The sequence below is a fragment of the Streptomyces sp. YIM S03343 genome, from assembly GCF_054729195.1.
This window is the reverse complement of sequence record NZ_JBPUKX010000001.1, coordinates 5,927,097-5,953,428: the sequence shown is the minus strand read 5'-3', so window position 1 is coordinate 5,953,428 and position 26,332 is coordinate 5,927,097. Positions and strand designations below refer to the sequence as shown.

At 70.5% G+C, this 26,332-nt stretch carries 18 protein-coding genes and 1 pseudogene; 8 read left to right on the top strand and 11 right to left on the bottom strand.

What is annotated here, in order from left to right:
* Positions 1–4: 4 nt before the first annotated feature.
* A pseudogene (locus ACSYGN_RS26000) lies at positions 5–147 on the top strand (sugar phosphate isomerase/epimerase); the annotation flags it as partial.
* Positions 148–588: 441 nt separating this feature from the next.
* On the opposite strand, the gene ACSYGN_RS25995 reads toward ACSYGN_RS26000, so the two are convergent.
* On the bottom strand, positions 589–1,353 hold the full coding sequence (locus tag ACSYGN_RS25995) for a cytochrome c biogenesis CcdA family protein (RefSeq protein ID WP_460399624.1): 765 nt from the start codon (positions 1,351–1,353) through the stop codon (positions 589–591).
* Between the two features lie 4 nt (positions 1,354–1,357).
* A complete protein-coding gene (locus tag ACSYGN_RS25990) occupies positions 1,358–1,993 on the bottom strand; it encodes a TlpA family protein disulfide reductase (RefSeq protein ID WP_460399622.1) in 636 nt (211 codons plus the stop codon).
* Between the two features lie 257 nt (positions 1,994–2,250).
* Between ACSYGN_RS25990 and ACSYGN_RS25985 the strand changes: the two genes are divergently transcribed.
* Both ACSYGN_RS25985 and ACSYGN_RS25980 read left to right on the top strand, forming a co-directional pair.
* Positions 2,251–2,721, top strand: coding sequence for an IS701 family transposase (locus tag ACSYGN_RS25985; RefSeq protein WP_460399620.1), 471 nt, complete (start codon positions 2,251–2,253; stop codon positions 2,719–2,721).
* A 202-nt stretch (positions 2,722–2,923) separates the two neighbouring features.
* The gene (locus ACSYGN_RS25980; RefSeq protein WP_460399618.1) at positions 2,924–3,421 is read left to right on the top strand and encodes a hypothetical protein; all 498 of its coding nucleotides are present in this window, start codon (positions 2,924–2,926) and stop codon (positions 3,419–3,421) included.
* 515 nt (positions 3,422–3,936) lie between these two features.
* Here the strand turns inward: ACSYGN_RS25980 and ACSYGN_RS25975 are convergent.
* Complete coding sequence (locus tag ACSYGN_RS25975; RefSeq protein WP_460399616.1) at positions 3,937–4,857, bottom strand: EamA family transporter; 921 nt, start codon at positions 4,855–4,857, stop codon at positions 3,937–3,939.
* 98 nt (positions 4,858–4,955) lie between these two features.
* Between ACSYGN_RS25975 and ACSYGN_RS25970 the strand changes: the two genes are divergently transcribed.
* Positions 4,956–5,873: a LysR family transcriptional regulator gene (locus tag ACSYGN_RS25970; RefSeq protein ID WP_460399614.1), complete on the top strand. Its 918-nt coding sequence runs from the start codon at positions 4,956–4,958 to the stop codon at positions 5,871–5,873.
* A 21-nt stretch (positions 5,874–5,894) separates the two neighbouring features.
* Here ACSYGN_RS25970 and ACSYGN_RS25965 read toward each other — a convergent pair whose 3' ends face one another.
* Positions 5,895–6,713 (bottom strand): hypothetical protein, encoded by an 819-nt coding sequence (locus tag ACSYGN_RS25965; protein WP_460399612.1) that lies wholly within the window; start codon positions 6,711–6,713, stop codon positions 5,895–5,897.
* Positions 6,714–6,718: 5 nt separating this feature from the next.
* On the bottom strand, positions 6,719–7,135 hold the full coding sequence (locus ACSYGN_RS25960) for a hypothetical protein (protein WP_460399610.1): 417 nt from the start codon (positions 7,133–7,135) through the stop codon (positions 6,719–6,721).
* Positions 7,136–7,181: 46 nt separating this feature from the next.
* Between ACSYGN_RS25960 and ACSYGN_RS25955 the strand changes: the two genes are divergently transcribed.
* Positions 7,182–11,822 carry a CHAT domain-containing protein gene (locus tag ACSYGN_RS25955; protein WP_460399608.1) on the top strand — a complete coding sequence of 1,547 codons (4,641 nt, stop codon included), beginning with the start codon at positions 7,182–7,184 and terminating at the stop codon, positions 11,820–11,822.
* 373 nt (positions 11,823–12,195) lie between these two features.
* Positions 12,196–14,049, top strand: coding sequence for a glycoside hydrolase family 3 protein (locus ACSYGN_RS25950; RefSeq protein ID WP_460399606.1), 1,854 nt, complete (start codon positions 12,196–12,198; stop codon positions 14,047–14,049).
* 51 nt (positions 14,050–14,100) lie between these two features.
* Here the strand turns inward: ACSYGN_RS25950 and ACSYGN_RS25945 are convergent, their stop codons facing one another.
* From ACSYGN_RS25945 to ACSYGN_RS25935, 3 genes are all read right to left on the bottom strand, one after another.
* Positions 14,101–14,505 carry a hypothetical protein gene (locus tag ACSYGN_RS25945; RefSeq protein WP_460399604.1) on the bottom strand — a complete coding sequence of 135 codons (405 nt, stop codon included), beginning with the start codon at positions 14,503–14,505 and terminating at the stop codon, positions 14,101–14,103.
* 159 nt (positions 14,506–14,664) lie between these two features.
* Positions 14,665–18,450, bottom strand: coding sequence for an ABC transporter ATP-binding protein (locus tag ACSYGN_RS25940; protein ID WP_460399602.1), 3,786 nt, complete (start codon positions 18,448–18,450; stop codon positions 14,665–14,667).
* A 155-nt stretch (positions 18,451–18,605) separates the two neighbouring features.
* Complete coding sequence (locus ACSYGN_RS25935; RefSeq protein WP_460399600.1) at positions 18,606–19,463, bottom strand: serine hydrolase; 858 nt, start codon at positions 19,461–19,463, stop codon at positions 18,606–18,608.
* Between the two features lie 460 nt (positions 19,464–19,923).
* Here ACSYGN_RS25935 and ACSYGN_RS25930 point away from each other — a divergent pair, with 460 nt between their 5' ends.
* Positions 19,924–22,221, top strand: a complete 2,298-nt coding sequence (locus tag ACSYGN_RS25930) for an ArnT family glycosyltransferase (protein ID WP_460399598.1) — start codon at positions 19,924–19,926, stop codon at positions 22,219–22,221.
* Between the two features lie 120 nt (positions 22,222–22,341).
* Complete coding sequence (locus ACSYGN_RS25925; protein ID WP_460399595.1) at positions 22,342–23,136, top strand: phosphatase; 795 nt, start codon at positions 22,342–22,344, stop codon at positions 23,134–23,136.
* 140 nt (positions 23,137–23,276) lie between these two features.
* Here the strand turns inward: ACSYGN_RS25925 and ACSYGN_RS25920 are convergent, their stop codons facing one another.
* From ACSYGN_RS25920 to ACSYGN_RS25910, 3 genes are all read right to left on the bottom strand, one after another.
* Positions 23,277–24,143: an acyl-CoA thioesterase gene (locus tag ACSYGN_RS25920; protein ID WP_460399593.1), complete on the bottom strand. Its 867-nt coding sequence runs from the start codon at positions 24,141–24,143 to the stop codon at positions 23,277–23,279.
* A gap of 46 nt (positions 24,144–24,189) precedes the next feature.
* Positions 24,190–25,347, bottom strand: coding sequence for an acyl-CoA dehydrogenase family protein (locus ACSYGN_RS25915; protein ID WP_460399591.1), 1,158 nt, complete (start codon positions 25,345–25,347; stop codon positions 24,190–24,192).
* 308 nt (positions 25,348–25,655) lie between these two features.
* Positions 25,656–26,255: an SACE_7040 family transcriptional regulator gene (locus tag ACSYGN_RS25910; protein ID WP_460399589.1), complete on the bottom strand. Its 600-nt coding sequence runs from the start codon at positions 26,253–26,255 to the stop codon at positions 25,656–25,658.
* Between the last annotated feature and the right edge of the window lie 77 nt (positions 26,256–26,332).

The following is a 26,332-nucleotide window of genomic DNA, read 5'->3' as shown; positions in this document are numbered from 1 at the left end:
CGAGGTGGAACTCCTCTCCCGCCACGGCTGGGACGGCTGGCTGTGCGGGGAGTACGAGAAACGCTGGTACGACGCCACCCCCCGCTCCAGGACCTCCTCCCCGAAACCCACACCCACCTGAGTCGCCTGCTCGGCGACTCAGCTTGACGACAGGTGGTTGCGCGACCGTTCGTTGACGAGCCGGACGACTTCAGTGAGCTCACGCTCGCGCGTCGGGCTGCACCGGTAGCACTCGCACGGCGGCCATCCCGAGGCCATGAGCAGCGGGAGGTAGTGCGTGGACCGCACCTCCTTGGCGAATGCTCTTTGTCTTGGCGTGCTAAGTGGGCGCCGCAGGCCGCCTTTGTGGGCGGGACCTACTCCACTACAGTTGGGTGCCTCAGGGGGTTCTGGCCAAAAACGGCCAGAATGCTGCCGCAGGTGATCGTTCGGTTCGGGCTCCGAAGCCCGACGCTATTGAGAATGATGAGTCAGGTTGTAGTCGCTGGCAACGTGATGCCCGACGAGCGAGTTAGCCTGGGTAAGTCCGCATCCGAACTGTTGGACTTTCTCCGCCCCCAGATTGCCGTTGGCAGCTACTACGGATGCTTAGATTCCCACTGTGAAGCCGTTAGACCAGGTCTGCATCATCTGAATCAGACGGTCCCAGGCCCCGGTAAGCAGCAGCAACCCGGTCGTGATCATCATGGCGCCGCCGATCCGCATCACCCATGCGTATCTCTTCTTGATCCAAGCAAACGCACCGAGTGCTTTCCGGAAGGCGACCGCGGTCAGAACAAACGGCAGCCCAAGCCCCAGACAATAGACAAAGGTCAGCAGCGCTCCGCGCACTGCGCTGCCCTCGTTGGCGGCCAGTATTGTTACGGCAGAGAGAGTAGGGCCAAGGCAGGGAGTCCAGCCGACACCGAACAGTGCGCCGAGTAGCGGAGCGCCCAAGAGCCCGGAGACAGGACGTTTGTGAACGCGGAACTCGCGTTGTGTTATCCATGGCAGCACTCCCATGAAAAACGCGCCAAGCAGGATCATCAGCGCACCAAGAATCTTCGAAAGTACGCCCCGATGCTCCTGGAGAGTGGAGCCGAAGTAGCCGAAGAGTGCACCACCAGAGACGAATACGACCGTAAAGCCGAGTACGAACAGGGAGGCCCCTGCCGCCATTCTGCCTCGGCGGGCGGTGACCAAGTCGGTACCAGTGACACCTGTGACATAAGCGAGGTATCCCGGCACCAGAGGCAGGACGCACGGTGAGAAGAAGGACGCCATTCCTGCTAGCACCGCGATGGGCAGAGCCAAGAAGAGGGTGCCGTGGAGAACCGTCATGTTAACCGCGGACTGAGCAGCGAGTATCTGCATCGGATCACTTCTCCGCGATCAGCGGATCGATCATCTTGTGAATGTTTTCGGTACTGAGCGGCTCGAGTGCACGGGCGGCGATTCTTCCATCTCGATCGAGAACAATAGTTGATGGAATTGTCTGAGGGTTCGATGCCCCCTTGGGGAAGCCGAACAATACAATCCTTCCTGTCGGATCGTAAAGGCTGGGGTACTTAATGCCATAATCCTTTTCGAAGGCTATTGCTGCACTTCGATTGTTTTCTCGTGTGTCGACTCCAGCGAATGCAACACCTTTATTCGCGGTCTCCTGCGCGACCTCCTCGAAATGAGGGGCTTCCGCTCGGCATGGTGGGCACCAGGAACCCCACACATTTATGACGACGACTTTTCCTTTGAAGGTGGCTATGTTGAGTTTCTTACCTTGGAGGGTTGTCCCTTTAAGGTCGTTGGGTAGTTGCCGTTCATTCTTGGGTAGAATAGAAATTCCGTCAGCGTCGGTGGAGGAGTCAATCGGGAAGTCGTGGGACTTCCCGCTGCCGCATGCCGACAGAGACAGTCCACCCACGGCAGCCAGCGCAGTCAGTAAGGCAATACTTGATACTCGGCAGCGGGTCATACAAGGAAGTTTTGCACAACCGCTCAGCGCACTTTCACCCACCCCCCTGCCTCCACTGCAAGGGCGATGGAGCCCGCAAGAGAGCAGTCCTGATGGCCAACAGCGCACAATCGGGCATCGCCCAACGTCGTTGATCCGTCCACGAAGGAAGTGCCCGTCGCGGTGGTGATGCCGTGATCCCGCTGCGCTGGAGGATCGCGCATGTCGGGCTGGTTCCGACCATGCGGCTGGCCGAGCGGTGCGGCCTGTACTACAGGGGAGCTTCGTGTCTGCTGGCCGCGTAACGCGTTGAGCCGTACGTGGAGGACGTGCAGCGGGATGTCGAGCGGTGGGACGGGTGGTTCGAGGATTTCTTCGCGCTGCTCGCCGGGTTGTGGTGCCGGGTGGAGCCGCGGCTGACAGCGCGGGCGTATCTCAAGGCCCTGTTGGGCCCGGTGGAGCGGAAGAACACCTGGCAGATCGCCGCGTATCTCGGTCACACTGCGCCGGACAAGGTCACGGACCTGCTGCGCAGGACAACCTGGAGCTGGAGCCGACTGCGCGACCGGGTACGGGAGTTCACCGTGGAACACCTCGGAGACCCGGAAGCGGTGCTGGTGCTGGACGAGACCGCCTTCTTGAAGAAGGGCGACAAGTCGGTCGGGGTCGCCCCGCAGCACGCGGGGATCACCGGGCAGACGGAGAACTGCCAGGTCGCCGTGTTCCTCGCCTACATCACCCCGTACGGCCGCGCGCTGATCGACTTCGCCCTGTACCTGGGCAGGCTGTGAGCCGGACAGGCGGCGCGCTGCCAGGAGGCCGGGGTACCGCGTGAGCGCGCCAGGAAGGTCCTCACCAAGCCCGAGCTGGGGCGCATCATGGTCGAGCGGGCCCGCTGCGCGCGGGTGCCGTTCGCCTAGTGGCCGCCGACAGCGTCTACGGGCAGGACCGGAAACTCCGGGCGGGCCTGAGCGCCACGGCAAGGGCTACGTGATGGCGGTGCCCTGCGACGAGACCGTCACGGCCGGGCCCACGGGGCCGATGCGGGTGGACAAGCTGGTGCGGCAGCTGCCGCTGGTCTTCGAGCGTCGCTCCTGCGGCCAGGGCGCCAAGGGCGAGCGGTTCTACGACTGGGCACTGGCCCAGGTCTCCTGGCCCTCACCGGCCGGCGAGGTGCGCCGGGGCTGGTGCCACCTGCTGCTGGTGCGCCGCTCGATCAGCGACCCCACCGATATCGCCTACTTCGCGGTGCACGCCCGCACCGGCACCACCGCGGCGACCCTGGTGAAGACCGCGGGACTTCGGTGGGGAGTGGAGGACTGCTTCGAGACCGCGAAGTCCGACTGGCCTGGACCAGTACGAGGTCCGCAAGTGGGAACCCTGGCACCGGCACATCGCCCTGGCCATCGCCGCGTTCGCGTTCCTGTCCGTCAGCGCCACCCGCACCGCCCGCCTCACCCAGCCCCGCGAAGACACGCAGCCGCCCACTGATCCCGAACCCGCCATAACCTGGCTGCCACTGGCCCGCCCCCGATCCTCAACCCCTGATCGACTACACCGCCGAAGAGATCCGCCGCCTGCTCCACCAGACCCTGCGGCACGTGACGATCCCCCACGCGATCGTCTTCGCCCAGTCGCTGTGGCGCCGAGCCCACCAAGCCGTCGCCCGGCGCATCCACTACGAACGACGCCAACGACAAGCTTCCGAAGCTCCCCTGTAGTACCTGCACCGGCTAAGCGGCTCGGGTGAAGTTCGTTGCTGACTGCCGGATTCGGTCTCGTTGCCGTGTGTCGGCGTGTCATGGCGTGGTCGACGGCTTCACCGATGGCGTCGGTGCTGGTCTGGGCGCGTTGCAGGTAGTCCTGGTACTTCGCCTGGCGCCAGACCAGCTCGATGTCGTTCAACTCCGGGCTGCGCGATGGTCGCCGACCGGGATGTCATGTGGACGCGTGCGATCTCGGCCGCGTCCGCGGCCTCCGCGACGCGGATCCGGGTCCTGCCGTCGTTAGTCACCTCGCGAAACTACAAGGCCGGGCGCGGCCCGATCCACCGGATTGGCGTCCGGTCGGCGTGCCGTCGGCGCCCTGGACGTCAGCGCCACTCCGCCCACCAACAGCCCCGCCGCACACCACCGCAGCGGGCTCACGCCCTCCCCCAGGAACACCGCCGCCGCCGACATCCCGAACACCGGGACCAGCAACGAGAACGGCGCCACCGTCGACGCCGGATGGCGGCGCAGCAGCCATCCCCACGCGCCGAAGCCGAACACCGTCGTCACCCACGCCACGTACAGCACCGTCCCCGCCCCCTGCCAGTCCAGGCCGCGCAGGGCGTCGTAGTCCCGGCCCGGGCCCTCCGTCAGCAAGGACAGGGCCAGGAGCGGCAGGACCGGGATCGTGCTGACCCAGACCATGAAGTTCAGGGCGTCCGGGGGTGCCGCCTTGCGGGTCAGGACGTTCGAGGCGCCCCAGCACACCGCTGCCGCCACCACCAGGGCGAAGGCGCCGAGCGGGCCCGAGGTGCCCTCGTCCACCGCCGCCACGGCTATGCCCGCCAACGCGATCGCCATGCCCAACAGCCTTGTTCCCGTCGTGCGTTCGCCGAGGGCCACGAAGGCGATCAATGCTGTGAAGACTGATTGGATCTGGATGACCAGGGAGGACAGGCCCGCGGGCATTCCCTCCGCCATGCCTACGAAGAGAAGGCCGAACTTGGCGACCCCCAGGACCAGGCCCACCGCCACGATCCACTTCCACGCCACCTTCGGGCGGCCCACGAAGAACACCGCCGGGAGTGCCGCCGCCAGGAAGCGCAGGGACGAGAAGAGGAGTGGTGGGAAGTGGGCCAGGCCGATTTCTATGACCGTGAAGTTGACGCCCCAGACTGCGGCTACGAGGACGGCCAGGGCGAGGTGAGCGGGTCGCATGGCGTCGAGCATCGCCGTCGCCGACCCATTAGCACCAGCGATGATTTCTGCATGGTTGGATGAAGGGCTACTAATCAATCAGCCCCGGAGGGCCTGTCTTGCTTGATCTTCAGCGACTTCGGGCGTTGCACGCCGTCTCCGTGTACGGGACCGTCGGCGCCGCCGCCACCGCGCTCGGGTACACCTCCTCCGCCGTGTCCCAGCAGATCGCCAAGCTGGAGCGGGAGACGCGGACCGTGCTGCTGGAGCGGGAGGGGCGGGGGGTTCGGCTCACCGATGACGCTCGGCAACTCGTTGTCGTGGCACAGCAGTTGCTCGCCATCGTCGAGCGGGCCGAGACCGAGATCGAGGAGCGGCGCGGGGTGCCCGCCGGGCGGCTGACCGTGGCGGCGTTCGCGTCTGCCGCGCGTGGACTGCTGCCCGGTGTGCTCGCCGATCTCGCCGTACGGCATCCCGCGCTCGACGCGCGCCTCAGCGAGGTCGATCCGCATCTGTCCGTCGATCTGGTGGCCAAAGGCGCCGTCGATCTCGCCGTCGCACATGATTGGGACATCGCCCCGCTGCCTGCTCCGCCCGGGGTCGAACAGGCGCCGATCGGGGAGGACTTGTGCGATCTGCTGGTGCCCGAGGGGCATCGGTTCGCCGGGCGTACGGACGTGCGGCGGGAGGAACTGGGCGGTGAGCGGTGGATCTGTCAGCCGCCGGGGCGGGTGTGCAACGAGTGGCTCATGCGGACGCTGCGTGCGGCGGGGCATGAGCCCGACGTGGTCCACCAGGCCGATGAGAATCCGACCCTCGTTGCTCTCGTCGCCGCCGGGCTCGGCATCTCTCTCATTCCGCGGCTGGGCCGTGGGCCGCTGCCCGCGGGTGTTGTCGAGGTCGGGCTCGACCCCGTGCCCGTAAGGCGGTTGTACGCGGTCTGGCGGGCCGGGGCCGCGCGGCGGCCTGCGATCACCGAGACTGTGCGGACCCTGCGCGAGCACGGCCGCAGGCTTCGCGGCGGCGGCGCCATGTGACGGCGACCGGCCCGGCCCGGTTCAGGGGCGCATCGGCTGCTGATCCGCCGCGCTCAGGGTGAACGCCGCTTCCGTGGTGCGGCACAGTGCCTGCACCGCGTGGCGCAGCAAGCGCCAAGAGGCGAGGCCGAGGAGCACGCCGACCGGGGCCGCGGGCCACCACCAGGCGCCGAGAACCGTGAACGCCACGCTCCAGACGAGGGCCTCGCAGGCGGCGTCGTAGGCGTCACGGGCCTCCGCCAGCGCACTGCGCAGCGAGTCGGCCGCCCCGAGCAGGAGGGGGGTCCAGCCGCTCGCAAGGTCACCGCCCGTCTCCCTCGCGACGTTCGCCTCGGTGCGGCGGAAGCGGTCGCCCGACCAGGTCGGTGACTGCGGTCGGCCGGCAGCCCTGGCACGCGCCGCCCGCGCGTCGAGCCGGTCCGCGCGCAGCCCACGGCCCGCCCCGCGTGCCCGCACGGACTCCCTTGCCAGCGTGTCCGGTTCGGCCCAGCGCCGTCCGCGCCACGCCGTCGCCCGCCGGCCCACCGGCATCAGCCACCACGGCCAGGCCCCGGACGCCAGCGCCCCGACCGCGGCCGCGGCGTACGGCACGGCGAACGCGGCCCCCACCACCGGCACCGCGAACAGTACGAGCGAGGCGATGGTCTCCGCGGACAGGCCACCGCCCGCCCGCAGCACGGCGGCGATCCGTTCACGGGCGAGGGCGACGTCGTTCCAACGGGCCTGGCCCAGTGCCCCGCCGCCGACGGCCGCGACCACGACGAACAGCGCCGCGGGCAGCAGGCGCCGCAGGAACCAGCCGTCGGGTATGCGCCGTTGCAGCTCGATGAGCAGCCCCATCGCCGTCAGCCGTCCACCAGGCGCATGGGGCCGCCGCCCAGTTCGCACGTCGGCGACGGATCCGAGACGCCAGCGCGCAGTTCGACCCGGGCGCAGCGGTTCGTGGGGCAGATCCATCCGACCGACCGGGGTGCCGGGGCGCCCGGCCAGTCGCCCACGCCCATGCTGACGGGGAGTCCGAGCCCGTTCGGGATGCCCGCCGACTCGACCGCGTCGTGCAGCGCACGCACGGCGTTCCGCCATTCGGGGGTGGTCGGGGCGGCGTCCCTTACGACGGGGAAGGCCGCGTCCCAGACGGCCGGGCCGATCAGCTCGCGCAGTTCGCCGACGTTGCGGCACAGGTATTCCACCGCGTCCTCGTAGGCCCTGCGCGCCGTCGCCCCGTCCCCCACTGCGGCCTCCCTGGAAGTCTTGAAAACCACCGTTCCCATCGTTTTCCGACAGGCCGTCAGCATAATATGAGACGTGATGTCCGAGCATCGGCAACGAGTGGTCTCACGCCTCGTCACAGCCCAGAACTCCGGCGATCCCACGCCGCTGCGCGATCAGGACGCGGTGGCCGACGCGCTCGTCCTGCTGCGCGAGGCCGCGCCCTCGCCCGATGGCTCGATCGACCTGGACGCGCTCGCCTCGGTCTTCTGGACCTTCTGGTTCCGCCACCGAGGCGCCGAGGACCCCGAGGTCCAGCTGAATGTGACCGTCGTGTCCGGCGTCTTCGGTTTTCTGTGCCCCCGTGTCCCCGAGGGTGCCGGGCTCCCCGAGGTGTTGAAGGAGGGCTTCGATCCGGCCGATCCGTCCAACGAGGCGCGTTTCGCCCACCTGATGAGCACGGCGTACGCCGATGCCGTGGCCAGCGGGCCGGAGGGGGAGCGGACCGCCGCGCTCGAGCGTGCCCTGGCCTGGTCGGACACTGCCTTCGAGTACGTGCGGGACGACGACCACGTGGGGTTCGTGGAGTTGGCCCTCCACGCCCTCGAACTGAACGTGACACGGCACCAGTTCGCAGCCGATCCGGACGCGCTGGCCATCGCCGCCCGGTACGGGCGCGAGGTATGTCTGCGGCTCGGCGCCATCGACCCCGGCCTGCTGGACCCCGCCGCGGCCCGAAGCGCGGCGGGGCCCGCCCTGCGTACGCTGGTGGACGCCGCACGGCTGCTCGGCTCACCCGAGCTCGCCGTGGTCGAACAGCTCGTCGCGGCCGCCCCGGACGGGGCTCTCGCCCCGGAGACCGCCGAGGGGCTGCGCTTCCTGCGCGCGGTGGACGCCGAGCCCGTCACCTGGCCCGGCGAACGAGACCTGATGGTCGGTGCGGCCATCGCCGAGGCGGGCATCGCGGAGCACGACGCCGCCCGTATCGCCTGCGCCGTACGGCGGCTGCGCTCGGCCCTATCCGACACCCCGGCCGACCACCCCGCGCGCCCCGATGTCACCACCGCGCTCGGCAAGGCGCTCGCGGCCCTCGCACAGGAACGCGCCGACGAGGAAGCCGGACTCGAGGCCGTCCGACTGCTCTCCTCGGTGGGCGCCTTGAGCGAGGAGCAGCATGAAATGCTCGCCATGTACGAGGAGTTGGAGGAGCTGAGCGCAGGCGACGGCGCGGTCGGCCAAGAGCGGGTCGGACCGCTTCTCGGGCGCCTGACCGCATACGTCCGCGAGCGCGCCGCGCGCGACGGCTCCCCGGTCGACATCGACGTCGAACTCCTCGACCTGACCGCCGGATTCGAACCCGAGGACGCCTCCGACGAGCGGCTCGCCCGCTACCGCGCCGCCCTGGCCGTCCTCCCCGCCGACCGGCCGCACCGGCACGCCTACACCGCCGTACTCGCCGCACTCACCGGGCTGCGGGCAGTGGCGCTCCACGACAGTGCACCCGCCCGCGCCGGGCTGCTCGCGGCAGAGTCCCGGGAGCTGACCGAGGAAGTGGCGGCGAGCGCACCGCCCGGATTCCCGGCGTCGGAACTGCTACGGCAGGGACTGTTCGAGGTGGCGCTGCCCGTCGCCGCCATGTCCGTCACCACGGGGGAAGTGCCGGACGAGGAGATCCGCGCGCTGGTGGCGCAGGTGACCCGTATGAGCGAGGTCCGGCTGACCGGCCCCGACACCCTCGACTCCGACATCGAGATCATGCGCGAGCTTCTGGCGGGCACGGACGACGAAGGCATCCGCTCCCGCCTCTCCGCCGCGCTCGGCGCCGCCCTGTCCTCCCGGTCCCACGGCCGTACCGAGCCCGTGCGGTTCGAGGAGATCGAAGAGATCGTCGGGTTGCTGCGCCATGCCCGCTCCACCGCCTCCACCGCCTCCACCGCCTCCGACATGCCGCCCGGGATCGACCGGATTCTCGCGGACGCGCTGACGGCCCTGTCCATCGGCAAGTTCGACGCGGAAAACGCACGCGAGGCGGCGGCCCTGCTCGCCTCGTCGTCGGGCGTACCTGATGTGCCGGCCACCGACGGGGAGCTGTCCGAGACCGACATGGTGATGCTGAGGGGCCGGACCGAGCTGCACAACGCCCTCCAGAACTACCTCTTCGGGCATGAGCCCGCCCAACTGGAACGGGCCAGACGGATCGCCCGCCGTATGCGGGACACCGCACACACGGCGCACACCGCTCCCGCCACTCCCGCCGCACCGGGCGCAGCCGGGCAGGACGGCCGACCCTGGTACGACCTGATGGGCGACGTCTACGTCGACCTCGTGGAGACCGTGGGTCCGGGAGGCGGGCCGCGCCCGGACCTCAGCGATGCCGTGGTCGACCAGTGCCGGGCGACGTTCGCGAAGTGCCCCGCCGGGCATCCGATGCGGCTGATGGCCGCGATGACGCTCGCGCGTGCGCTCTTCCAGCGCGCCACAAAGCTCCGTGCCGCCGAACCGGAGCGGGCACGGGCCCTGCTGGCCGAGGCGGAAGAGGTGACCCGCGTCGTCTCCGAGGCAACACCGGAGGGTCTCCCGGACCCGGGTGCCATGCTGCGGACGGTCCTCGACCTCGTCGGCCGCGGCCGACTCCCTGAGATCACCGAGGTCACCGAGGTCACCGAGGTCACCGAGAGCACCGAGGTCACCGAGAGCACCGAGGTCACCGAGAGCACCGATACGGGTGCCGGGCGTCCCGCGGCGGGCCCGGCGGGCCTCCTCGCCGCCATGCTGGCGCCCCTCCAGGCGCGGCTCGACGGTATCGCGGACCCGGGTGCGTGGCGCAACCCGGCGATCCCGGTGTGGATGCGGGCCCACGGCGAGATCGGCGCCGCCGCGGGGGCGCTGGGCCGGGCACAGCCACGGGTCGATCTGGCCCTCGCGCATCTCGAAGCGGGGATCGAGGCCATGGCCACCGTCACCGACCGGGGCAGCGACCAGTCGTCCGCCGAGCACGGCCTGGTGTCGTTCGAGGGTGACATCAGGTCGATCACCGAGCTGATCCTCACCCACCTCGTCGGGCGTGAATTCGCGTCCCAGCTCACCACGCGGCTGAACGCCTTGGAGCAATTCACCCGCGCCATCGAGGCGGGACAGCCCCCGCCCGCGCCCGGTCCTCTGAACGGCCCGGTGACGCCCCCGGTGGCGGGCCCCGAGGTGGACCGCGTCGCGGAGCTGCTGGAGCGCGGCCGTGGACTGCTGCTGGCCCGGCGGATCGAGGCCCGCGCCGACACGGGCGAGCTGCGCCGCGCCCACCCCGGCCTGGCCGACGAGTTCGACCGGCTGACGGAACGACTCGGCGCGGGCGATGAGAGGTCCGCCCCGGGTGACGAGACGTCCGCCCCGCACGACGGAAGGTCCCGCCCGCCCCACGAGACGTCCGGCACAGGCGACGAAAGGTCCGAGCCACGCAACGAGACGTCCGCCCCGCACGACGGAAGGTCCCACCCGCACCACGAGACATCCCGCACCGGCGACGGGACGCCCGACGCGGGTGGCGCCGAGTGGGCCCGGCTGGCGGGCTTGCGCGCCTCCCACGAGATCGACGAGCTCCTACGGCGCATCCGCGCCCTGCCCGGCTTCGAAGGGTTCCTGCGTCCGCCCACCGCCGAGGAGTTGCGCGCGCTGGCCGTCGAAGGCCCTGTCGTCGTCCTGAACCACGGCCGGAAGTTCTGCCATGCCCTTGTCGTCACCCGCACGTCGATCACGGTCCTCCTCCTCGCGGCCGAGGCCGACGAGGTCACCGACTCGGCACGGCGGCTGCGTGACGCCTTGGACGCCATCAACGCGCACGGAGCGGCCCGCCCCTCCCCGCTGCAGCTCGTCGCCGCCGCCAGGACGGTCCGCGAGACGCTGGCGTGGACCTGGCACAAGATCGTGCGGCCGGTACTGGAACAGGCCGGGTCGGCGGACCCCGTCCCCCGGCACGGCGACTGGCCGCGCGTCTGGTGGGTACCGACGGGAGCCTTCAGCGCCCTGCCGCTGCACGCGGCCCAGTGCACGGCGCCCGACTGCATGCTCGACGGCTGCGGTGCCGCCCTCGACGCGGTGGTGTCGTCGTACGTACCGGGCTTTCAGACCTTGGCCTATGCCCGGGCGCGGGCCCGGGTGCGCGCCGCGGCCGACCACGGCAGCGCTCTGCTGGTCGCCGACCCGGAGGAGGAACTCCCGGGCGTGGCGGCGGCGGCCACCCACGCCGCCGAACTCCTCGGCGCGCGGAGGCCGTTGATCGGCCGGGCGGCCACCCGCGAGGCCGTGCTCACGGCACTGCGCGACGCCACCTGGGCCCACTTCGGCTGCCATGCGGCGACGGACCCGGCGGAACCCTCCGGAGCCCTCCTCCGGCTGCCCAGCGGCGAGCAGGTATCGGTCCTGGAGATCTGCCGGGCCCGCCCGCGTTCGGCCCAGCTCGCCTTCCTGGCGGCCTGCGGCACCGCACGCACCGCCGAACGCCTCACGGACGAGGCCATCCACATCACGAGTTCGTTCCTGCTGGCGGGCTTTCCGACGGCGGTCGGCACGCTGTGGACGATCGACAGCACGTACGCCGACCACGTGACCCGGGACTTCTACCGCCGTGAGACGGCCGTCGGCGGTACCGGTGCCGCGCGCGGCCTCCACGACACGGTCCGCGGGCTGCGGCGCCGTATGCCGGACCGGCCGCACCTCTGGGCGGCGTACGTCCACGCGGGAGCGTAAGAGGGAAGCCCGAAGCGCTGGAACAACTGACGGATCAACAGCATCACCGGCACCAATTCCGAGATTCCCGGCCATGTCGGGAACCCGGCCGCTCCCCCGCTCGTCCAACCGGCAAGCTGCCGGATGAGTCTCCGTGGTGCGGTGTCGGCCCTCGCCGCTGGCTGCGATCGCTGACCCACCCTCTCCTCCGTACCGCGGCCGGCAGTACGCCGTCACCGGCGCGCCCCCTCCAAAGCGCCGGTGACGGCACCTGGGGCAAGGGTCCCCCGGCCCGTAACGTCCGGTGCCGCGCGGTCCCTTGACCGGCAGAAACCTTCCGGATATTGCTGGTTTCTCGGAAGTTTCCTTCAGCCGATCCCCGGAAGGAGCACACGTGCCGGTCCCAGGAAGCCAGAGCCGACCCGCCGGACCCACTCAGTCGACCCCCTCCAGACGCACCCTCCTCGCCGCCTCCGCCGCCGCCCTCGCGACCGGCGTGGCCGGCGCCACCGCCGTCCACGCCGCCGTACTGCAGCGTCACGACGACACCGAACTCCAGGCGCTGATCTCCCGGATGACCCTGGAGGAGAAGGTCGGCCAGCTCTTCGTCATGCGGGTCTACGGCGCCTCCGCGACCGCGCCCGACCAGGCCGACATCGACGCCAACCTCAAGGAGATCGGCGTCCGCACCGCCGCCGAGATGATCGCCAAGTACCGGGTCGGCGGCATCATCTACTTCAGCTGGACCCACAACACCCAGAACCCGCACCAGATCACCGCCCTGTCCAACGGCATCCAGAAGGCGTCCCTCGCCCAGCCGCGCGGTCTGCCGATGCTGATCACCACCGACCAGGAGCACGGCGTCGTCTGCCGCGTCGGCAAGCCCGCCACGCTGTTCCCCGGCGCGATGGCCGTCGGCGCGGGCGGCTCGTTCAAGGACGCCCGCGTCCTGGGGCGGATCTCCGGGGCCGAACTGCGCGCCATGGGCATCTGCCAGGACTACGCGCCCGACGCCGACGTCAACGTCAACCCGGCCAATCCCATCATCGGCGTCCGCTCCTTCGGCGCCGACCCGAAGGCCGTGGCGCGGCTCGTCGCCGCCGAGGTGACGGGGTATCAGGCATCCAGAGTCGCCGCCACCGTCAAGCACTTCCCCGGGCACGGGGACACCGCCGTGGACAGCCACTACGGCTTCCCCGTCATCACGCACAGCCGCGAGCTGTGGGAGAAGCTGGACGCCGTGCCCTTCCGCGCGGCGATCGCGACCGGCATCGACTCCATCATGACCGCGCACATCATGGTCCCGGCCCTCGACGACTCCGGCGACCCCGCCACCCTCTCCCGCCCCATCCTCACCGGCATCCTCCGCGAGGAACTCGGCTACGACGGTGTCGTGGTCACCGACTCCCTCGGGATGGAGGGGGTCCGCACCAAGTACGGCGACGACCGTGTTCCCGTGCTCGCGCTGAAGGCCGGGGTCGATCAACTGCTCAACCCGCCCTCCCTGGACGTCGCCTGGAACGCCGTCCTCGCGGCCGTGCGCGGCGGTGAGCTGACCGAGGCCCGCCTCGACGAGTCCCTGCTGCGCATCTTGCGGCTGAAGTCGAGACTCGGGCTGCTCGACGACCCGTACGCCGACCCGGCCCGCGTGGACAGCGTCGTCGGCACCCGCTCGCATCTCGCCCTCGCCGACCGCATCGCCGACCGTACGACGACCCTGCTGGTCAACAAGGGCGGGCTGCTTCCGCTGTCCACCCGCAAGCACCGCAGGCTGCTCGTCGTCGGCGCCGATCCCGCCTCGCCGTCCGGCACCACCGGGCCGCCGACCACCGTGCTCGCCGCCGCGCTCAAGGGCTTGGGCTTCACCACCACCGCCCTGTCCACCGGGACCACGCCCTCGGCGGCCACCATCGCAAAGGCGGTCACCGCGGCGGGCGGCGCGAACGCCGTCGTGGTCGGGACATACAACGTGACCGCGGGCAGCGCGCAGCAGACGCTCGTACGGCAACTCGTCGCGACCGGGAAGCCGGTGGTGGCGATCGCGATCCGGAACCCCTACGACGTGGCCCAACTGCCCACCGTCCCGGCCGTCCTGGCGTCCTACTCCTGGACCGACGTCGAACTCGGCGCCGCGGCGCGGGTCCTCGCGGGACGGGTCCCGCCGCGCGGCAGGCTCCCCGTGGACGTCCCGCGCGCCGACGACCCGACGAAGGTGCTCTATCCGACCGGGTACGGGCTGTCCTACTAGGCCGGCAGGGGGTCGGCACAAGGCATCAGCGCAGAAAGCCAGTTCACGGCCTCAGCACAGAATCCACCCCGAGCTGACCGACCCCCGCGCCACCTGCCCCTTCACCCATACGCACCGGTGTCCCGCGTGCACGGTCACCGGTCCCGCCCGGTAGGAGTAGCGGCCCTTGTCGACGACCGGGCGGTTGCCGCGGGCCTGCACGCTCACCATCATCGTGCGCTTGGCGCCGGGGTTGTCGGGAACGGTGATCGCGCAGACATAGCCGCCGCTCCGGTAGATGTGCACGGTGCCGGTGCTGAAGGAAAGGGCTCTCACCTCGCGTCCCGCGCAGGTCGTCGCGGTCACCGCCTGCGCGGTGCCGGGTGACACGAGCGCGAGCGCCCCCGCTCCGGCGAGCACCGCGGCGCCGAGCGCCAGCCGCCGCCGTAGCCCGCCGCGTATCGCACCACTGTCCACTGTCGTCCCCTCCCGTATACGACCATGAACCTGATTTGCGCGTACTGATGTACGGACGCGTGGCGTAGTCCGAATGGTTGCGTTCGACGGGTCAAACGATGGCCAGACAATGACGGTCGGTCAATGACGGTCGGTCAATGACGGTCGGACTATCGGTCGTCAGACGATCGTGGCGCCCACCGGCTCCTCCGGTTCCTCCGGCTCCGCCGCGCCGATGAAGGTGCGCCACAGACCGGCGTACCGGCCGTCGAGGGCGAGGAGTTCGTCGTGTGTGCCGTCCTCGGCGACCCGGCCGTGGTCCATCACCACCACCCGGTCGGCACGCGCCGCGGTGGTCAGCCGGTGGGCGACGACGAGGGTCGTACGGCGTCCCGCGAGCCGGTCCGTGGCCTGGTTGACCTGGGCCTCGGTGGCCAGGTCGAGCGCGGCGGTCGCCTCGTCGAGGAGCAGGACGTCGGGGCCGACCAGCTCCGCGCGGGCGAGGGCGATCAGCTGGCGCTGGCCCGCTGAGAGGTTGCGGCCGCGCTCGGCGACGTCGTGGAGGTAGCCGCCGTCGAGCGTGGCGATCATCTCGTGGGCGCCGACCGCTCGGGCGGCGGCCTCCACCTCGGCGTCGGTGGCGTCGGGGCGGCCGTAGGCGATGGCGTCGCGGACCGTGCCCTGGAAGAGGTACGCCTCCTGCGGGACGACGCCGAGCCGGTGCCGGTACGTGGTGAGGTCGAGGGTGCGCAGGTCGGTGCCGTCGATGGTCACCCGGCCGCCGGTGGGGTCGTAGAAGCGGGCGACCAGCTTGACCAGGGTGGACTTGCCCGCGCCGGTCTCGCCGACGAAGGCGACGGTCTGGCCCGCGGGGATGCGCAGGTCGATGCCGTCGAGCGCGGCGTCAGCCGTGCTCTTGCCTTCACCGACACCCTCACCGACGCCTTCGCCGACGTAGCTGAAGCGCACGTCCTCGAAGGCGATCTCGCCGCGCAGCGCGGGCAGTTCGACGGGCGCGGCCGGGGACTTGGTGGACGTCGGCTCGCGCAGCAGCTCCTGGATGCGGCCCAGGGAGACGGTCGCCTGCTGGTAGCCGTCGAAGACCTGGGAGAGCTGCTGGACGGGGGCGAAGAACAGGTCGATGTAGAGCAGGTACGCCACCAGCGCACCGGTCGTGAGGGTCGCCGCGTCCACCCGCCCGGCGCCCGCGATCAGCACCGACGCCGCCGCGACCGACGACAGGAACTGCACGAACGGGAAGTAGATCGAGATCAGCCACTGGCCGTGGATGCGCGCCTCGCGGTAACTGGCGCTGCGCGCGGCGAAGCGGCGCCCGCCGTCGCTCTCGCGCCGGAACGCCTGCACGATCCTGAGGCCCGCCACCGACTCCTGGAGGTCCGCGTTGACGACGGACACCCGCTCACGCGCCAGCTCGTACGCCTTCACGCTCGCCCGGCGGAAGTAGTACGTGGCGACGATCAGCGGGGGCAGCGTGGCGAAGACGACCAGCGCCAGCTGCACGTCGAGGACCAGCAGGGCGAGCATGATGCCGAAGAAGGTGACGACGGAGACGAACGCCGTGACCAGACCGGTCTGGAGAAAGGTGGACAGGGCGTCGACGTCGGTCGTCATCCTCGTCATGATCCGGCCGGTCAGCTCGCGCTCGTAGTAGTCGAGGCCGAGGCGCTGGAGCTGGGCGAAGATCTTCAGGCGCAGTGCGTACAGGACGCGTTCGCCGGTGCGGCCGGTCATCACCGTCTCACCGATCTGTGCCGCCCACTGCACGAGCACCGCGATCAGCGCCAGCAGGGCGGCGGCCCAGACCGCGCCCAGGGCGGCCTTGGTGACGCCCTGGTCGATGCCGTGCCGGATCATGATCGGCAGCAGCAGGCCCATGCCGGCGTCCACGGCCACGAGGGCGAGGCTGATCAGCAGCGGGCGGCCGAAACCGCGCAGCAGTCTGCGCAGGCCGTACGACTCCTCGGGGCGTACGGCGTGGGCCTCGTCGACGCCGGGGGTGTCGTCGGCCGGGGGCAGGACGGCGACCTTGGCGAGGAGTTCGGGGGTGGCCGGGGTGCCGGTGAGGGCGAGGTCCTTGGGTTCGCGGTCGCCGGTCCACAGGCGGGGGGTGACTCCGCGCTCGGCGTCGAACTCCGCGTCCAGTTCGTCGCGTACGGAGGTGTCCTCGGCGAGTTCGGCGGGGCGGACGTGGCCCGGGGAGACGCCGCCGAGTTCGTCGGGGTCGGTGAGCAGGCGGCGGTAGAGGGCGGAGCGGGACTGGAGCTCCTCGTGGGTGCCGAGGTCGGCGAGGCGGCCCCGGTCGAGGACGGCGATGCGGTCGGCGAGGCCGAGGGTGGAGCGGCGGTGGGCGATGAGGAGGGTGGTGCGGCCCCGCATGACGTGCTTGAGGGCCTCATGGATCTCGTGCTCGACCTCGGCGTCCACGGCCGAGGTCGCGTCGTCGAGGACCAGCAGCCGGGGGTCGGTGAGCAGGGCGCGGGCGAGCGCGAGGCGCTGGCGCTGGCCGCCGGAGAGGGTGAGGCCCTGTTCGCCGACCTTGGTGGCGTAGCCGTCGGGCAGCTCGGCGATGAACCGGTCGGCCTGCGCGGCGCGTGCCGCCTCCTCGATCTGCTCGTCGGTGGCGTCGGGGCGGCCGTATGCGATGTTGGCGCGGATGGTGTCGGAGAAGAGGAACGAGTCCTCCGGGACCAGGCCGATCGCGGCGCGCAGCGAGTCGAGGGTGAGTTCGCGGACGTCGTGCCCGCCGAGGAGGACGGCGCCGTGCGAGACGTCGTAGAAGCGCGGCAGGAGCAGGGAGACGGTCGATTTGCCGGAGCCGGAGGAGCCGACGACGGCGAGGGTCTCGCCGGAGCGGATCTCGAAGCTCAGCCCTCGCAGTACGGGGCGGTCCTCGTCGTAGCCGAAGGACACGTCGTCGAACTCGACGGTCGCCGGGGCGTCGGCGGGCAGGGCGAGGGTGCCGTCGGTCATGGTCGGCTCGGTGTCGATCAGCTCCAGGACGCGCTCGGTGCCGGCGCGCGCCTGCTGGCCGACGGCGAGGACGACGGCGAGCATCCGCACCGGACCGACGAGCTGGGCGAGGTAGGTGGAGAAGGCGACGAAGGTGCCGAGGGTGATGTGCCCGCGTACGGCGAGCCAGCCGCCGAGGGCCAGCATGGCGACCTGGCCGAGTGCGGGGACTGCCTGGAGGGCGGGGGTGTAGCGGGCGTTCAGACGGATGGTGCGCATCCGCCCGGCGAACAGCCGCCGCCCCACCTCGCGCAGCTTGCCGGTCTCCTGCGCCTCCTGCCCGAAGCCCTTCACGACGCGGACGCCGGTCACGGCGCCGTCGACCACCCCGGCCACGGCGGCGGCCTGCGCCTGCGCGTACCAGGTCGCCGGGTGCAGCCGGGAGCGGCTGCGGCCCGCGATCCAGCCGAGCGCGGGGGCGACGGCGAGGGCGACCAGGGTCAGCGGGAGCGACAGCCACGCCATGATCACGAGGGACATCAGGAAGAGAAGGACGTTGCCGATGGTCATCGGCAGCATGAAGAGCAGGCCCTGGATCAGCTGGAGGTCACTCGTCGCCCGCCCGACGACCTGCCCGGTGGACAGCTCGTCCTGGCGGCGGCCGTCGAGGCGCGTGATCGCGTCGTACATGCCGGTACGCAGGTCGTGCTGTACGTCGAGGGCGAGGCGGCCGCCGTAGAAGCGGCGGATGTAGGTGGCGGCGTAGACAAGGGCGGCGGCGCCGATCAGGGCGCCGGCCCAGGGGGCCATGCCGCGGGTGTGGTTGCCTATGACATCGTCGATGATCACCTTGGTGATCAGGGGGACGACGGCCATCACGGCCATGCCGGCCAGGGACGATCCGAGGGCGAGGATCACATCGCCGGGGTGCCGCCAGGCGTATCCGGCGAGCCGTCGGGCCCACCCGCGGGTTACGTCGTCCTGGCTCGCCGTCACGCCGGTGCCTTCCGTTGTGTGGAGCGGCTGATCTGCCCCTGCACGGGCGACTGATCTGCCGTTGTACGGGCGGCTGATCCACCGCCTACCGGAAGGCACCAACGTCCGCGGCCCGGGATTTCATCCCGTTACGCGATCAGCAGAAAAACCGTTGATCAACCCGCCGCCGCGAGGTCCCTGTGGATCACCTTGGCGACGCCCTGGATGGTGCTGATGCCGTAGCTCATGGTGCTGTTGCCGTGGGTGAGCACGGTGATCATGTAGTCGTGGCCGCCGCCCTTGAAGGTGCCGACACTGTGCACCCGCCAGCCGTGCGTGGCCCGCTGGAGCCACCCGTTCTTGACGTGCACGGAGACGGTGGAGGGGGCGCCGTAGGGGGTGCCCCAGCGCTGCGACGAGATGACCTGGCCCATCAGCTGTTGGATGTAGGAGCGCGAGTTGTCGCTGAGGACGGTGTTCGCGGCCGTGATCAGCTTGAGCAGCTTCTGCTCGTCGGTGACGGTGATCTGGGTGAGGCCCCAGTAGGTGCCGGAACCGGGGACGGTCTGCGTCATGCCGGCCGCAGTGAGGAAGCCCTTGATCTTCGTCGCGCCGAGCTGCTTCCACAGGGTGGAGGCGGCGGTGTTGTCCGACTGGGTGATCATGGCCTTGGCGAGCGTGGTCTCTTGGGTCGTGAGGTAGCGGTTGTGCTTCTTCGCGTCCCACAGCAGCGCGCTGAGGATGGTGACCTTGACGACGCTGGCGGAGTCGTACGCGGTGGAGGCGCGCAGGGTGCAGGTCGTCTTGGTGGAGCGGTCGTAGAGACCGACGGCCACGGTCCCCGAGCGGGTGGCGAGGGCCGCGGTGATGTCCTTCTGGAGCTTGGCGGCGAGGGCGGTGTTGGTGCTGGAGGTGCAGCTCACGGTGGGTGTGGTCGCGGCGGCAGGCGTAGCGGCCGCGAAGGGTATGAGCACCGCGGCGCCGAGGCCCACCGCCAGGGTTCTGCCGCGCCAGGAAGACATGCGCTGAGTCATGGGTGACCCGTCTCTTTTTTCGGGCGATCAGGGCCTGTCTGGAGTTGTGATCTGGATCAGGGAGCGGGGCGTGGTGCGTGCGATCGCAAGGCGCCGGAAGGTCCTCGTAGCGGAGCTACTAGGACCTTCCGGCAACGCCGCGAGCGTGCGTGCCACGCCCCGCGAGCCCAGATCACCAACTCCAGACAGGCCCCAGGGCCGTGGGGATACGGCCTGCACACATGACTCGCGAGCAACAGCGACGGTTGTACGAGGGTTCGAAGGGTGAGGAAATGATGACGCTTCACCCCTTTTATCCCGCCAAGGGGCGGCATTCCGGGCCGACATCAGCCACTGATTCAGCCGACATCGGCCACCGGCTCACGCACCCCGCCGGGATTTACCCGACGGAGATCCGATCCACAGCTGACACCCAGGCTCGCCACAGTGCGCACCCAATGACCCCCGCGACGGTGCCATGGTGACCTCTGCCACCGATCCCCTCCCCCACACCACCGTGTCCGCCGACTGGCCACCCCCTGCCGGGCCCGCCGCGCCGCCGGAGCGGGCACCGCGCTGGTCGTTGCCCGCGCTGATCGCGATCCTGGTCCTGGCGGCGGCGCTGTACGCCTGGAACCTGTCCGGCTCCAGCCTCAACAGCTTCTACAGCGCCGCCGTGCTCAGCGGCACTCAGAGCTGGAAGGCCTGGTTCTTCGGCTCGCTGGACGCCGGGAACTTCCTCACCGTCGACAAACCGCCGCTCGCGCTCATGGTCATGGGCCTGTCCTGCCGGATCTTCGGCTTCGGCACCTGGCAGATGATGGCGCCGATGATCGCCGTCGCGCTCGCCACGATCTGGATCCTGCACTCCTCCGTGAAGCGGGTCTGGGGCCACGGCGCGGCGACGGTCGCCGCGCTGGTGCTGGCGCTGACGCCGATCACCGTCGCCATCAACCGCGACAACAACCCCGACACCCTGCTGGTGTTCCTGATGGTCGGCGGCGCCGCCCTCGGGCTGCGCGCCGTCACCAACGGGAAACTCCTGCCGCTCGTCGGCTCGGCGGTCTGCTTCGGCCTCGCGTTCAACACCAAGATGCTCCAGGGCTACATCGCCCTGCCCGCCGTCTTCGGCGTCTATCTCTACGCGGCCAGGCCCGCGCTCGTGAAGCGGATCGTCAACGTGCTGATCGCCTGCGTCGCGCTCGCCGTCAGCAGCTTCTGGTGGGCGGCGGCCGTGTCCCTCGTGCCCGCGTCCGAGCGGCCGTACATCGGCGGCTCCACGGACGGCACCGCCTGGGACCTGATCATGGGCTACAACGGCCTCGGCCGTGTCCTCGGCGGCGAGGGCAACGGCGGCAGCGGAGGCGGCGGGGGCGCCTCCTTCTCCGGTACCGCGGGCATCGGCCGGATGTTCAACGACACCCTCGGCGGCCAGATCTCCTGGCTGCTGCCCTTCTCCGCGATCGCCCTCGTCGGCGGCCTGGTCCTGTGCGGCCGCGCCCCGCGCACCGACCTCACCCGCGCCGCACTGCTGCTGTGGGGCGGCTGGACCCTGCTCCACTTCCTCACCTTCAGCATGGCGGAAGGCACCATGCACCCCTATTACACGACCGCCCTCGCCCCCGGTATCGCCGCCCTGTGCGGTGGCGGCGGCGCGATGCTGCTCGGCGCACTGCGGGGCGACCGGCGCTGGATCTGGGTACTGCCCACCGCGCTCGGCGCCACCGGGCTGTGGGCCGTGGTCCTGCTGCGCCGCGCCTCCGGCTGGAACACCTGGCTGTGGCCGGTGGTCGGCCTGCTGACCGTGGCCGCGATCACCGGGCTGATCCTCTTCCGCGCCGGCGGCACCCGCGCCCGGCTCCTCGCCGCCTCCGTCGCCGCCGCGGTCGTCGCCGCGGTCGCGGGTCCGGCGGCGTACTCCTGGTCGGTGCCGTCCGGATCGGGCGGCGGCATGGGCGGTACGAACCCCACGGCGGGCCCCTCCACCGGCAGCAGCTTCGGCGGCGGCCCCAGCGGCAACCGCAGCGGCGTCCCCGGCGGCGGCTCCATGGAGGCCCCGGGCGGCCAGAACCAGGCCGGCGGCGCCCCGCAGGGCGGTGAGATGCCGAGCGGCGGCCCGACGATGCCGGGCGGCAACGCCAACGGGGAGATGCCGAGCGCGCCGAGCGGACAGGGCAACGAAAACGGCCAGACCGGCCAAGCCCCGGGCGGCAACGGCGAGATGGGCGGCGGTACGGCACCGGGCGGCACCGGCACCGGAACCGGCGGCGCTCCCTCCGGCATGGGCGGCGGCATGGGCGGCGGCATGGGCGGCGCCGACAGCGAGCTGATCTCGTACCTGAAGAAGCACCGCGACGGCGCCAAGTGGCTGCTCGCGGTGTCCAACTCGCAGAGCGCCGCCCAGATCGAGCTGAGCACCAAGGTGCCGGTCATCTCGATGTACGGCTTCACCGGCTCCGACAAGGCGATGACGGTGGCCAAGCTCAAGGAACTGGTGAAGAAGGGCGAACTGCACTACATCCAGATCGGCGGCGGCATGGGCGGCGGAGGCATGGGCGGCGGCAACAGCGCCAGCTCGGCGGTCACGGCGTGGGTGCAGAAGCACGCCACGAAGGTGAAGGAGAGCGCGTACAGCAAGACCACGTCGTCGACCTCGAAGTCGTCCTCGTCGTCCAAGTCGTCCTCGAACTCGAACTCGAACTCCTCGTCGTCGTCCACCTCCCAGACCCAGAACAACCAGTCCACCCTCTACCGCCTGGACCCGTCCGACCTCGACTGAACATCAGCACACCGAGGAGCGGCTCCGACCGGATCGGTCAGGGCCGCTCCTCGGTGTGTCGGACGTCCCAGCGCCCGGGACACCGCGAACCGGGACAGGGGGCTGCCTCACAATGGGTCCATGCCGATATCCGGGACACCCAGCCGCGCCGAGCTCGTCGACCATCTCGTGAAGACCCGTATCGCGGGGGATGTCGCCACACCCCGTGAGAACAACCTCAACCACTACCGCAGGCTGGCCAACGGCGAACGGCATTTCTGGCTCGGGGTCGAACTCGGCGACCGCTGGAGCGACGAGCAGGACGTCCTCGCGGTGATGGCGGAGCGGGTCGGGGTGAGCGATGACCCCGCGCACCGGTACGGGCAGGACACCATCGACCCCGAGCTGACGGTGGATGCGCTGGAGCGGATGGCGGGGCGGCTGCGCAAGGCGGCCGAGGGCGGGCAGCGGGTGCTGTTCGCCACCGGTCACCCGGGCGGTCTGCTCGACGTGCACCACGCCACCGCCGTCGCGCTGCGCGCCGCGGGCTGCGAGATCGTCGTCATCCCGGAGGGCCTCCAGACGGACGAGGGGTACGTCAGGCAGTTCGCGGACGTCGCCGTCCTGGAGCACGGGGCGACCCTCTGGCACACCCATTCGGGCGAGCCGATGCACCAGATCCTCACCGCGATGGAACACGCCGGGCGCCCGCTGCCCGACCTGGTCGTCGCCGACCACGGCTGGGCGGGGCGGGCCGCGCAGCACGGCATCGACGCCGTCGGGTACGCCGACTGCAACGACCCGGCCCTCTTCCTCGCCGAGTCGGAGGGCACCCTCCAGGTCGCCGTACCGCTCGACGATCATGTGATCAGCCCGCGGCATTACGACCCGTTGACCGCCTATCTGCTGTCGGAGGCCGGGCTCCAGCAGCAGTAGGCCGGCAGTGGCACTGAGCGGCCCCGGCGAAGTCGACCACGGTTCGGCAACACCCCCCAAGGGGCGCGGGGAACTGCGCGACCAGCCACGACGGGCCCGCAGACGATCGACAGCCCATCGCGGCACTTCCCGCGGAGCGCTCAGTGGGGGACGCGGACCACGCCCTCCTGGATCACCGACACCGCCAGCCTGCCGTCCTGGGTGTAGATCCGCGCCTGGCCGAGTCCTCGTCCGCCGTGCGCCGACGGGGACTCCTGGTCGTAGAGCAGCCACTCGTCGGCGCGGAACGGGCGGTGGAACCACATCGCGTGGTCCAGCGACGCCCCGACCACGTCGCCGACCGCCCAGCCGCCGCGGCCGTGGGCCAGCAGCACCGAGTCGAGCAGCGTCATGTCGGAGACGTACGTGGCCAGCACGATGTGCAGCAGGGGGTCGTCGGCGAGCTTGCCACTGGTGCGGAACCACACCTGTGAGTGCGGTTCACGCGGCTCGCCGAACCGGCCGTACGGCGGCTCGTCGACGTAGCGCAGATCGACCGCCTCGCGCGCCTGCAGGAAGCGTTCGACCACCTCGGGGGCGAGATGGCGGTAGCCGCGCAGCCGTTCGTGGGAGGTCGGGAGCGTCTCGGGGTCCGGGGCGGGCGGCACGGGGGCCTGGTGGTCGAGGCCTTCCTCGTACGTCTGGAAGGACGCCGAAAGGCCGAAGATCGGCTTGCCGTGCTGGACGGCGACCACCCGGCGGGTGGTGAAGGAGCGTCCGTCGCGCAGCCGGTCGACGGTGTAGACGATGGGCGCGCCGGGGTCGCCCGGGCGCAGGAAGTACGCGTGCAGGGAGTGCGCGGGCCGGTCCGCCGGGACCGTGCGCCCGGCCGCGACCAGCGCCTGCGCCGCGACCTGCCCGCCGAAGACGCGCGGGACGACGGCGGAGCGCGACTGCCCGCGGAAGATGTTCTCCTCGATCTGCTCCAGGTCGAGCAGATCGAGGAGATCCTGTAGTGCCTCGCTCATGGTGTCCGTTGTACCCGTGAGTCCGCTGCCGCTGGTTGCGGGCGGCCTACAGGCCCATGTCCTTGGCGATGATCGACTTCATGATCTCGCTGGTGCCGCCGTAGATGCGGTTGACGCGGTTGTCGGCGTACAGGCGGGCGATCGGGTACTCGTTCATGAAGCCGTAGCCGCCGTGCAGCTGGAGGCAGCGGTCGATGACACGGTGCGCGGCCTCGGTGCAGAACAGCTTGGCGCTCGCCGCCTCGGCAGGGGTCAGCTCGCCCGCGTCCAGGGCCTCCAGGGCGCGGTCGGCGACCGCCTCGGCGGCGTCCACCTCGGCCTGGCAGGCGGCCAGTTCGAACTTGGTGTTCTGGAAGTGCGCGACCGGCTGCCCGAAGACGGTGCGCTCCTTGACGTACTCCTTGGCGAACCGCACGGCTGCCTTGGCCTGCGCGTAGGCGCCGAAGGCGATGCCCCAGCGCTCGGAGGCGAGGTTGTGGCCGAGGTAGTGGAAGCCCTTGTTCTCCTCGCCGAGCAGGTCCTCGACGGGCACCTTGACGTCGACGAACGCCAGCTCTGCGGTGTCGGAGGTCTTCAGGCCGAGCTTGTCGAGCTTGCGGCCGACGGAGTAGCCCTCGGACTTGGTGTCCACGGCGAACAGGGATATGCCGTGCCGGCGGTCCTCGGCGGTGGGCGCGGAGGTGCGGGCGCAGACGATCACGCGGTCGGCGTGCACACCGCCGGTGATGAAGGTCTTGGCGCCGTTGAGGACGTAGTGCGTGCCGTCCTCCGAGAGCCTGGCCGTGGTCTTCATGCCCGCGAGGTCGGAGCCGGTGCCCGGCTCGGTCATCGCGAGGGCCCACATCTCCTCGCCGGAGACGAACTTCGGCAGGTAGCGCTTCTTCTGCTCGTCACTGGCGAGCATCTTGAGGTACGGCAGGCCGAGCAGCACATGCACACCGGAGCCGCCGAAGTGGACGCCCGCGCGGGCGCTCTCCTCGTAGATGATCGCCTCGAACTTGTACGAGTCGATGCCCGCACCGCCGTACTCCTCGTCGACGCGGATGCCGAAGACACCCAGCTCGGCGAGCTTGTAGTAGAAGTCGCGCGGCGCCTGGCCCGCGGCGAACCACTCGTCGTACACCGGTACGACCTCGGCCTCGATGAAGGCGCGCAAGGTCTCCCGGAACGCCTCGTGATCCTCGTTGAACACCGTACGGCGCACGCCGCCTCCTCCTCAGACCCGCATATGCATGTCACAGATGTCTAAGCGCTTGCTCAGAGTCAAAGATACCGGCGGGTAGGGACGGGAGTCCAGAGTGTCCTGGAGGCGTCATCCGTAACGCTCGTCACGTGCGGACGGCGCGGACGGCAGGGGTCCGCACGAAGGCGGTTGACCCGGACGGCGCGGACGGCAGGGGTCCGCACGGAGCGGTTAACCCGGAGGGCGCGGACGGCAGGGGTCCGCACGGAGCGGTTAACCCGGACGGCGCGGACGGCAGGGGTCCGCACAGACCGGTCGGCCCGGACGGCTCAGGGCGCCCCGGCCGACTCGAACGCGCCGCGCGCCATCTGGTGCAGCAGCCGGGCGGTGACGGCGCGCCCCGGCAGGGTGCCCGGCCGGGCCAGGTGCGGGGTCGAGTTCAGCAGGCCGAACACCGCGTGCACGGCCGCGCGGGCGGCGGGCTCGGTCAGCTCGGGGTGCAGCTCCCGTACGACCTCCACCCACAGCTCGACGTACTGCCGCTGGAGCTGGCGCACCAGCTTGCGGTCGCTGTCGCGCAGGCGGTCCAGCTCGCGGTCGTGCAGGGTGATGAGAGGACGGTCGTCGAGGGCGAAGTCGATGTGACCCTCGATGAGCGAGTCGAGGACCAGCTCGGGACCGGCCGAGCCGTCGGCCTCGGCGAGCCGCCGACGCGCGCCGGTCAGCAGCCGCCCGCTGATGCCGACCAGCAGTTCGGCGAGCATCGCGTCCTTGCCGGGGAAGTGCCGGTAGAGACCGGGGCCGCTGATACCGACCGCGGCGCCTATCTCGTCGACCCCGACACCGTGGAAGCCCCGCTCCGCGAAGAGGCGGGCGGCTTCCTTGAGGATCTGTTCGCGGCGGGTCGGGGCGTCGGTTCTGGTGACCATGGGAGTAATTCTAGACAGCGGCGGTTAGCGGTCGTTAACCTGAAGGCGATAGTTAACGCTCATTAACAGCTGGTGAG

What these genes read in the sequence shown, in the direction of transcription:
- ACSYGN_RS25995 (WP_460399624.1), bottom strand. Translation starts at nt 1,353, where the DNA reads ATGCAGATACTCGCTGCTCAGTCCGCGGTTAACATGACGGTTCTCCAC.
- ACSYGN_RS25980 (WP_460399618.1), top strand. Translation starts at nt 2,924, where the DNA reads ATGGCGGTGCCCTGCGACGAGACCGTCACGGCCGGGCCCACGGGGCCG.
- ACSYGN_RS25975 (WP_460399616.1), bottom strand. Translation starts at nt 4,857, where the DNA reads ATGCGACCCGCTCACCTCGCCCTGGCCGTCCTCGTAGCCGCAGTCTGG.
- ACSYGN_RS25965 (WP_460399612.1), bottom strand. Translation starts at nt 6,713, where the DNA reads ATGGGGCTGCTCATCGAGCTGCAACGGCGCATACCCGACGGCTGGTTC.
- ACSYGN_RS25955 (WP_460399608.1), top strand. Translation starts at nt 7,182, where the DNA reads ATGTCCGAGCATCGGCAACGAGTGGTCTCACGCCTCGTCACAGCCCAG.
- ACSYGN_RS25935 (WP_460399600.1), bottom strand. Translation starts at nt 19,463, where the DNA reads ATGACTCAGCGCATGTCTTCCTGGCGCGGCAGAACCCTGGCGGTGGGC.
- ACSYGN_RS25925 (WP_460399595.1), top strand. Translation starts at nt 22,342, where the DNA reads ATGCCGATATCCGGGACACCCAGCCGCGCCGAGCTCGTCGACCATCTC.
- ACSYGN_RS25920 (WP_460399593.1), bottom strand. Translation starts at nt 24,143, where the DNA reads ATGAGCGAGGCACTACAGGATCTCCTCGATCTGCTCGACCTGGAGCAG.
- ACSYGN_RS25910 (WP_460399589.1), bottom strand. Translation starts at nt 26,255, where the DNA reads ATGGTCACCAGAACCGACGCCCCGACCCGCCGCGAACAGATCCTCAAG.